Here is a 7,249-nt window from a genome sequence, read left to right on the forward strand (position 1 = left end):
AGGAAAAAGATGAATAAATATTTAGAACAGCTAGTCGAGCTTTCAGCCATTGATAAAGATATCGACGATTTCACGCCGCGCCTTGAGAAGGTTCAAAGCGTTTTAAAAGCGACCAAGGATGAGCAGGTAGCGATTTTGGCGCAGATCGAGGAAGCGGCTACGAGCGTGACCGAGCTAAAAAATCAAAAATCTCAAACCAACGCGCACATAGCCGAATTTAGCGCGAAAATAAAAGACGTCGCTAAAAAAAGCGGCGCGGCAAAAACCGAAAAAGAGATAAAAGCGCTTCAACTAGAAGATGAACTAGCTAAAGAACAGCTAGAGGCCGCAAACGAAGAGGTCGAAAGACTAGAAAAAATCATAGATAGCAAAAATGCGCTAAAAAGCGAGCTTGAGGCGAAGGCTGCGGAGCTTAGCGAAAATTTAGCCAAAATCGAGAGCGAAATTTCGGCCGAAGTCAGCGCTATCGAACAGCAAAGAGATGAAATATACGCTAAGAAAAATAAACTAGTCGGCGAGATGAATCAAAAAATCTTGACCTTTTACGAGAAAATCCGCAAATGGGCGCACAATACCGCTGTCGTGCCGGTCAAAAAGCAGGCCTGCTACGGCTGCTTTATGCAGATAAACGACAAGACTTATTCTGCTGTTATAAAGGGCGAAGATATCGTGACATGCCCTCACTGCGGCCGAATTTTATACAAAGAAGCGGCGAACTAGCCTTTAAATTTGATAATAATTTATTACGTTTTAGTCCTCGCGGCATTTGCCTTGGGGGCTTTACCGCTTGCGATTTTAGCTTTTAAGAAAAAGTACAGAGTCTCTATCCCCGCTAGATTTTTTTTGTTTAAAAATCCCAAATTTGACGCCTCGCACGTGCATTTTCACGCGTGCAGTTTTGGCGAAGTGCGCTCTATCGCGCCGCTAGTTAGCAAATTTAAAGACGCGGCCGCAGTCTCGGTCGTAACTAAAACCGGCTTTGACGAGGCGAAAAAGATCACGTCAAATACGCGCTTTTTGCCGTTTGAGATATTTTTACCGTTTTGGCTAAAGCCTGCTAAAATCACGATTATTTTTGAGGCCGAGCTTTGGCTAGGGCTTGTTTTTTGGGCTAAATTTAAGGGCTCGCGCGTCATTTTGATAAACGCTAGGATTTCTGATAGGAGCTACAAAAGTTATCTCAAATTTGGCTTTTTTTACAGGTATTTGTTTAAATTTATAGATAAAATTTACGCCCAAAGCGATCTAGATAAACAGCGTCTAGAGCGGCTCGGAGCTAAAAATATCGTCGTTAGCGGCAATATAAAATCAGCTTTTTTGCCAAACCCGAGTAAAATTTACGCCAAACCAAAAGAGCGCGTGATCGTGCTGGCTAGTACTCATGCAGGGGAAGAGGAGCTGATTTTACGCGAGATAAATTTGGACGCAAACGATAAGCTAATCCTCGTGCCGCGTCATCCGGAGAGGTTCGGCGAGGCAGGCGAGATTTTGGCTAATTTTGCCGCAAAAAACGGACTAAGTTTTGCTAAATTTAGCGAAATGAAAAATTTCGACGCACAATGCGTGCTGGTCGATACTATGGGCGAGCTGGTAAATATTTATAAATTTAGCGACGTCGTCGTGCTCGGCGGTAGCTTCGTGCCAAACGTCGGCGGACACAATCCGATCGAGGCGGCGCAGTTTGAAAACGCGGTGATAAGCGGGAAGTTTATATTTAATCAAAAGGCCTTGTATAGTGCGGTGGACGGTATAAAATTTGCAAAATCGGACGAGATAAATTTGCTTTTAAAGCAAGATTTACCAAAGGCAAAAATCGTCGCCAAAGGCGATGCAAGCGAGATTTTAAAAGATATTGAGGAAAATTTATGAAAGAAGAAAAAGCCTATAAACTACTGGCGATCCAGGAGGACATCTCAAACAACGAGGCAAAGGAGTTGATCGACGCGGGGCTAGTTAGCGCCAAAGGGCAAAGAATCGCCGTGGCGCGCGCAATGATGAGCGCTGCGACTAAATTTAACGTGCAAAAGCTGCCGCGTCCAAGCGTGATTTTTGAGGATGAAAACCTGATCGCGGTTGATAAACCGGCATTTTTAACATCGGAAAAAGTGAGCGAAATGTATAAATTTCCGCTGCTTCACAGGCTTGATAAGGAAACGAGCGGCGTACTTTTGCTAGTGAAAAACGAGGAATTTCAAAAAAAAGCGATCGAGGAGTTTAAAAACTGCCGCGTAAAAAAAGAGTACGTCGCAGCTGTAAAAGGCATCGTGAGTGAGGAATTTAGCGTAAATGAACCTATAATCACGCTAAAAAACAGGGGCGGCGCGTTTTCTAAAATCTCGCCAAACGGTAAAGAGGCCTTTTCGCACGTAACTCCAGTGATGGTTGCAGGCAAAAAAAGTCTCGTAAAAGTCGAGATAAAAACCGGCAGAACTCACCAAATCAGAGTGCACCTAAATCACTCTGGATACGGGATCGTCGGCGATGAAAAATACGCTAAAAATAAATCCGCGAGAATGTATCTGCATGCCTATAAAATCGAGCTTTTAGGATATAAATTTAAGTCAAATTTGAGCAGTGATTTTAATAGGCTCGGTTTTGAAATTTCAAGAAATTTTGAGATTTAAAGAGCGATAAAGCTTAAATTTAATAAAATACGCGCTTTAACTATAAATGTAAATAAAAGGTAGAATGTGTTTGAACAAATCAGCGAGTCGTTTCGTTTAGCCGTTAGTAAAATTCGTTTCGTAGACGATGAAAAAGCGCTAAATAACGCGCTTGACGTGCTTAAAAAAGCACTACTAAAAGCCGATGTTCATCACAAAGTTACCAAAGAGTTGCTAGCTCTCATCGAGGCTGATCTAAAGCAAAGCGGAATAGGTCAAAAGCAATTTTTAGACGCTATAAAGTCAAATTTGACGAAGGTTTTAACCGCGCCGGGCAACCAGGGCTTTGTCTTTGCGCCCGTGGCTCCTACGATTGTCCTTATGGCGGGATTGCAAGGTAGCGGAAAAACCACTACGACGATAAAGCTAGCAAATTATCTAAAGCTTAGAAAGAAAAAAGTTTTGGTTGCGGCGTGCGATTTACAGCGCTTGGCGGCCGTCGAGCAGCTTCGTCAGCTTTGCGAAGCAAACGAGATAGAGCTTTTTAGCATAGAAAACGAAACCGATCCGCTAAACGTAGCCAAACAAGCGCTAGCTAAGGCAAAAAGTGGGCTTTACGACGTGCTTTTGGTTGATACGGCGGGACGCCTAGCGATAGATGAAGCTTTGATGAAGCAGATAAAAGACATCAAATCAGCGCTCGAGCCGCATGAAATTTTCTACGTAGCAGACGCCATGAGCGGACAAGACGGCGTAAAAACGGCAAGCACGTTTAATGATGCGCTAAAAATAAGCGGCGTGGTGCTAAGTAAATTTGACTCGGATAGCAAAGGCGGCGTGGCTATAGGCATAGCAAAGCAGCTAAATATACCGCTTAGATTCGTTGGTATCGGCGAAAAAGTCGGCGATATGGAGAGCTTTATCCCTGAGCGAATCGTGAGCCGTATAATGGGCGAGGGCGACTTGGCGACGCTGGTCGAGAAAACTAGCGCCGTGATAGATGAGCAAGAAGCAAAAAGAATAAATAAAAAGATCAAAAAAGGACAGTTTAACTTTAACGACTTTTTGTCGCAAATGGAAAGCGTTAAGAAACTCGGAAATATGAAAAGCCTTATCGGGATGATACCGGGTCTCTCAAGCGTGGCAAATCAGATAAAAGATATCGACCTTGATAACTCCAAGGAAATTTTACATATCAAGGCTATGATAAATTCTATGACGCAAAAAGAGCGCGAGAATCCGGACCTGTTAAACAACAGCCGAAAAAGACGTTTAGCTGCTGGATCGGGACTGTCTCAAGTAGAGGTAAATCGCTTTTTAAAGCAGTTTGAAAACGCATCGAAAATAGCAAAAAGATTTTCAGGCAAAGAAGGCTTAAAGGGGCTAGGAAATTTACTAAACCAAGCTAAAAATACTCGCCCTAATTAAAGGGCTTAAATTTCGCTACGAGCGTGGCTAAATTTAAGCCTATTTAAAAAACAGAAGGAGAAATATAATGGCAACAGTAGTAAGACTAACGAGAATGGGACGCAAGAAAAAACCTTTTTATCGTATAGTCGTAACAGATAGCAGAAAAAGAAGAGACGGCGGCTGGATAGAGTCGATCGGTTACTACAACCCCATGGTTGAGCCTGAGGTGGTAAAATTTGACGCTGAGCGCTTGGCTTATTGGAAGGGCGTCGGTGCGAAACTTAGCGATAGGGTTGCAAAAATAACTAGCAAATAATTAAAAATGGTAGAAAATTTTTTACTTGAATATGCTAAGCTCATCGCCGATTTTCCTGAAAAAGTGAAACTCGAGCGAGTCGAGCTTGGCGAAAATTTTGCCGAGCTGATAATTTACGCCGATAAAGTCGATACAGGCAAGCTTATCGGCAAAGACGGCAGGATGATAAACGCGATAAAGACTGTAATCGTTGGCTATAAAGCAAAAGATGCGACATCATACCGCGTTACGGTAAAGCCTCTTGAATGAACAACTTATAGAAGTCGCACTGCTTGGCAAAACTGTGGGACTAAAGGGTTTTGTTAAGCTTCATAATAGGGGCGACTTTCCTAATCAATTTAAAAAAGACTCTATATTTTACGATAAAGACGGCAAAGAACTTGTCGTAAAAACCTATAATCACGCAAACGATACAATCTCTTTTTATGGTTTTGAAGACATAGATAGCGCAAAAACTCTCACAAATAAAACAATCTACACTACAAAAGATGAAACTAGAAAAAACTGCAAACTAAAAAAAGGCGAGTTTTTCTATTTTGATGTCATCGGTTGCGAAATTTACGAAAATAATCAAAGGTTGGGTGAAGTAGAGGATGTAGACGAGGTCGGCGCAAATCATCTGTTTTTGGTAAAAACCGATGAAAATTTGATTGCTAAGGGATTGGAAAAAAGTTTTTATATTCCGTATATCGACGTTTATATAGAAAAAGTAGATGTAGAAAATAAAAAAATTTACACCAAAAACGCTATCTTAATTTTAGAAAATTCCTGATGAAATTTACCTTTGTTACGCTTTTTGAAAGCCTTGTACGGCCTTACTTTGATGACAGTATTTTAGGTCGCGCTACAAAAGAGAAGCTTATTTCGATTGATTTTTTAAATCCTCGCGATTTTAGCACCGATAAGCATAAAAAAGTAGATGATTATATGGTTGGCGGCGGCGCAGGGCTACTTATGACGTGTCAGCCTCTTGACGATACTTTAAATTTTTTAATAAAAAGCAGGCCAGAAACTCACATTGTTTTTCTTGCGCCTGCCGGGAAAAAATTTACTCAAAACGACGCTAGACGTTTGGCAAAAAAAGAGTATATTTGCTTAGTTTGCGGTAGATATGAAGGCATAGATGAGCGCATAGCAGAGAAATACGCGGATGAAATTTTTTGTATCGGCGACTTTGTGATGACGGGTGGAGAGCTGGGGGCGCTTTGTATTGCTGATGCGATTTCTCGCAATATTGACGGCGTTTTAGGAAACAATGAAAGTCTTGAAGTTGAGAGTTTTGAAGGGAATTTACTTGAGGCCCCGTCTTTTACAAAACCCAGTGATTACAAAAGCTCTGGTGTGGTTTCAGCGTTTTTAAAGGGAGACCATGCTAGAATCAGAGCTTTGAAAAATAATATGGCGTTCTTAAAAACTAGGTTTTTTCGTCCGGATTTATACCGAAAATTTGAGCCGCCGACTAAGGAAAAAATATGAGAAACAAGTATATCGAGGCATTTGAGCAAACTCAAATAGCCCAAAAGTCTGTGCCTGATTTTCGTGCTGGAGATACTTTGCGTATAGCTATCCGCATCAAAGAGGGTGATAAAACTAGAATCCAAAATTTTGAAGGTATCTGCATAGCAAGACGCGGAAGCGGAACTGGCGAAACATTTATCATCAGAAAAATCGGCGCAAATAGCGTAGGCGTAGAGAGAATTTTTCCTATCTATAGCGAAAGCCTAGAGAGTATAACCGTTCTGAGACAAGGCCGCGTTCGCCGCGCTAAGCTATTTTATCTACGCGATAGACGCGGTAAAGCTGCTCGCATTAAAGAGCTTAAAAAATAATTTTACTCCTTGCAAAAGTCTAGTTTAGGCTTTTGCTCCTATCTCTTTTTCTTAAATTTCAAAAATCGCTTAATTAAAATCAATTCTTTTATTCAAAATTATAGTTACAATGCCGTGATTATTTTATAATAAAGGTTATAAATGGAAAAAATCGTATGGCAACATAACGTATTTAACGGCGTTACTATAGCTAAGCTTTTTGATGGGCCGCACAGTAAAGAAATACGCATAAATCTAGAAAAAGGCGCCCAAATGAAGGAACATAAGGCGCCGGGCGCTATCATGGTGCAGGTTCTAAGCGGTAAGATAGAATTTAGCGTTGGTGACGAAAATGTTATATTGAATGCGCTTGATATGATTACGCTCGAGCCAAACGTCTTGCATGCTTTGACTGCTTTGGAAAATAGCATAGTAAGACTTAGCTTAAGTAAAAATGACGACCTAAGTAGGGTTTTTAGAGTCTTAAAATCTTAGCCTTTGCTTTTTTGGCTTTTGCTATAAAGCAATAATCCAATAAAAACTTATCTGCAAATTTAAAGTGATGCAATGAATATAGTAGCGCCACGCAATGGATCTACGCTTAATTCTTTGGCACGAAAATACGACAATAAAAAGAGCTTAAGATGGGGGGCTCTAAAAGGCTTTGTCCGGTCACCTATTTGCGTAATTCAAATTTTTATTGTCCTGATCTCATCTTAAAAAGGCATTTTAAACTACTTTTTGATATACGATTTTGCATGGTTTGGCCCCAGAAGGCAAGCGATGAAGCCGCCAAATCCCAATAAGGCTTTATTTTTACAAAGTTTATACTTGGGTTTTATAAATTTTAGACGATGGCCTGCAACTAGACGCATTTTCATCAAATTTGCCAAACATAGACCCAAAAGATCAAAACACACTCAAGGTAAAAACTAGGCATATAAAAATAAGCAGATTTAAATTTGATGCCAAAAATATCTTGGATTTTGAAAAATTAAATTTTTAACCAGGCCTCAAAAAAAATATAAATTTAAAATCTATCATTTTTACAGAAGCTAAAGACCCCATAAGCCAATATGTTATACTTGGCAGTTGATTTTCCGTATCTGCAA

General features: G+C 40.5%; 10 protein-coding genes. All 10 read left to right on the top strand.

All coding sequences use genetic code 11. The features are described from left to right. Positions 1-9 precede the first annotated feature (9 nt). The 10 genes from Q0386_RS06620 (at position 10) to Q0386_RS06665 (ending at position 6,632) form a co-directional block, all read left to right on the top strand. Positions 10-720 carry a zinc ribbon domain-containing protein gene (locus Q0386_RS06620; RefSeq protein ID WP_299028816.1) on the top strand — a complete coding sequence of 237 codons (711 nt, stop codon included), beginning with the start codon at positions 10-12 and terminating at the stop codon, positions 718-720. Positions 721-729: 9 nt separating this feature from the next. Continuing rightward, on the top strand, positions 730-1,869 hold the full coding sequence (waaA, locus tag Q0386_RS06625; RefSeq protein WP_299028819.1) for a lipid IV(A) 3-deoxy-D-manno-octulosonic acid transferase: 1,140 nt from the start codon (positions 730-732) through the stop codon (positions 1,867-1,869). Next, the gene (locus Q0386_RS06630; RefSeq protein ID WP_299028822.1) at positions 1,866-2,624 is read left to right on the top strand and encodes an RNA pseudouridine synthase; all 759 of its coding nucleotides are present in this window, start codon (positions 1,866-1,868) and stop codon (positions 2,622-2,624) included. The genes waaA and Q0386_RS06630 overlap by 4 nt, the downstream gene beginning before the upstream one ends. A 66-nt stretch (positions 2,625-2,690) precedes the next feature. Continuing rightward, the gene (ffh, locus tag Q0386_RS06635; protein ID WP_299028827.1) at positions 2,691-4,031 is read left to right on the top strand and encodes a signal recognition particle protein; all 1,341 of its coding nucleotides are present in this window, start codon (positions 2,691-2,693) and stop codon (positions 4,029-4,031) included. Positions 4,032-4,098: 67 nt separating this feature from the next. Continuing rightward, complete coding sequence (gene rpsP / locus Q0386_RS06640; protein WP_002951203.1) at positions 4,099-4,329, top strand: 30S ribosomal protein S16; 231 nt, start codon at positions 4,099-4,101, stop codon at positions 4,327-4,329. 6 nt (positions 4,330-4,335) lie between these two features. Then, positions 4,336-4,578 carry a KH domain-containing protein gene (locus Q0386_RS06645; protein ID WP_004319043.1) on the top strand — a complete coding sequence of 81 codons (243 nt, stop codon included), beginning with the start codon at positions 4,336-4,338 and terminating at the stop codon, positions 4,576-4,578. Beyond that, positions 4,571-5,101, top strand: coding sequence for a ribosome maturation factor RimM (gene rimM, locus Q0386_RS06650; RefSeq protein ID WP_299028831.1), 531 nt, complete (start codon positions 4,571-4,573; stop codon positions 5,099-5,101). The genes Q0386_RS06645 and rimM overlap by 8 nt, the downstream gene beginning before the upstream one ends. Beyond that, positions 5,101-5,805, top strand: a complete 705-nt coding sequence (trmD, locus tag Q0386_RS06655) for a tRNA (guanosine(37)-N1)-methyltransferase TrmD (protein WP_299028836.1) — start codon at positions 5,101-5,103, stop codon at positions 5,803-5,805. The genes rimM and trmD overlap by 1 nt, the downstream gene beginning before the upstream one ends. Beyond that, positions 5,802-6,158 carry a 50S ribosomal protein L19 gene (gene rplS / locus Q0386_RS06660; RefSeq protein WP_002951216.1) on the top strand — a complete coding sequence of 119 codons (357 nt, stop codon included), beginning with the start codon at positions 5,802-5,804 and terminating at the stop codon, positions 6,156-6,158. Before trmD ends, rplS begins: the two co-directional genes overlap by 4 nt. Before the next feature lie 141 nt (positions 6,159-6,299). Further along, positions 6,300-6,632, top strand: a complete 333-nt coding sequence (locus tag Q0386_RS06665) for a cupin domain-containing protein (protein ID WP_299028839.1) — start codon at positions 6,300-6,302, stop codon at positions 6,630-6,632. The last annotated feature ends 617 nt before the right edge of the window (positions 6,633-7,249 follow it).

Origin of the sequence: uncultured Campylobacter sp. (assembly GCF_938045625.1) — a bacterium.
In the GTDB taxonomy this organism is placed as follows: domain Bacteria; phylum Campylobacterota; class Campylobacteria; order Campylobacterales; family Campylobacteraceae; genus Campylobacter_A.